This window comes from Bifidobacterium sp. LH_416 (assembly GCF_056357055.1).
Window position 1 is genome coordinate 1 of sequence record NZ_JBKEVJ010000012.1, and the last position, 1,726, is coordinate 1,726.

The following is a 1,726-nucleotide window of genomic DNA, read 5'->3' on the forward strand; positions in this document are numbered from 1 at the left end:
CCGAGGATTTCCGAATGGGGGAACCCACCGGCCTTGATGGGCCGGTACCACACTTCGTGTGTGGGGGGTACGCAGGGAAGTGAAACATCTCAGTACCTGCAGGAGAGGATACTCCGTGAGTAGTGGCGAGCGAAAGCGGATCAGGCCAAACCCGTGCCGTGCGATTACCCGTCGGGGGTTGCGGCATGGGTGTTGCGGGAGCGTTGCGCCGGCGCCGACGTGCCGGCCGGCGGTGATAAATCCATGTGCGAGGGGAACCGGGTTGGATACCGGGCCGTAGAGGGTGATGGCCCCGTACCCGAAGGCGCATGGACCGTCGATGGCGTTGTCCCAAGTAGCACGGGTCCCGTGGAACCCCGTGTGAATCAGCCCGGACCGTCGGGTAAGCCTAAGTATTCCTGTCTGACCGATAGCGTACTAGTACCGTGAGGGAAAGGTGAAAAGCACCCCGGGAGGGGAGTGAAAGAGTTCCTGAAACCGTGCGCCTACAAACCGTCGGAGCCTTACGGGGTGACGGCGTGCCTATCGAAAAATGAGTCTGCGAGTCAGTGGCGGGTGGCAAGCGTAAGCCGTGTGGTGTACGCGTAGCGAAAGCGAGTCTTAAAAGGCGTTTGAGTCGCTCGTCCTGGACCCGAAGCGGGATGATCTAGCCCTGGGCAGGTTGAAGCGCGGGTAAGACCGCGTGGAGGACCGCACCCACCTGGGTTGAAAACCGGGGGGATGACCTGGGGCTAGGGGTGAAAGGCCAATCAAATTCCGTGATAGCTGGTTCTCTCCGAAATGCATTTGGGTGCAGCGTCGGGTGAGTACATCCGGGGGGTAGAGCTACTGGATGCTTGAGGGCCCGTATTGGGTACCGACAGCAACCAAACTCCGAATACCCGTGATGCGTATCCCGGCAGTGAGTCGGCGGGGGATAAGCTCCGTCGTCGAGAGGGAGACAGCCCAGACCGTCGTCTAAGGTCCCGAAGCGTGTGCTAAGTGGGAAAGGATGTGGAGTCGCATAGACAGCCAGGAGGTTGGCTCAGAAGCAGCCATCCTTGAAAGAGTGCGTAACAGCTCACTGGTCTAGTGGTTCCGCGCCGACAATGTAGCGGGGCTCAAGCACACCACCGAAGACGCGGCAACACTTTTTGTGTTGGGTAGGAGAGCGTCCCATGCGGGTCGAAGCGGCGGCGTAAGCCGGCCGTGGACCGCATGGGAGTGAGAATGCAGACATGAGTAGCGAGAGACGGGTGAAGATCCCGTCCGCCGGATGACCAAGGGTTCCAGGGCCACGTTCATCGTCCCTGGGTGAGTCGGGTCCTAAGGCGAGGCCGACAGGCGTAGTCGAATGGATGAACGGGTCGATATTCCCGTACCGGCAGGCGACCGATCAGACCGAAAGGGCGAGTACTAACCTTGCGTGCCGTCTGACCCATCCTTCGGGGTGGTGATGGGGGTTCGTCTGGGAGCGTAGCCCCGGTAGGTGAGCGCAGGAGTGACACGGAAGGGCAGCCGGCCCGGGAGGTGGTTTTCCCGGGCCAAGCACGCAGCCCGCCCCTTAGGCAAATCCGGGGGGCGTCAAGGGTGAGGTGCGACGGGACGCGCGTATGCGTGGATCCGGTGATCCCGGCCGTCGAGAAAAGCTTCGGCGTGAGGGCGTCTGGCGCCCGTACCCCAAACCGACACTGGTGGTCAGGTAGAGAATACCAAGGCGATCGAGCGAATCCTGGTCAAGGAACTC

1 rRNA gene is annotated in these 1,726 nt (G+C 61.5%); it reads left to right on the forward strand.

The annotated features are described in order from the left end of the window. A 23S ribosomal RNA gene (locus tag AC1AY0_RS11725) occupies positions 1–1,726 on the forward strand; the annotation flags it as partial.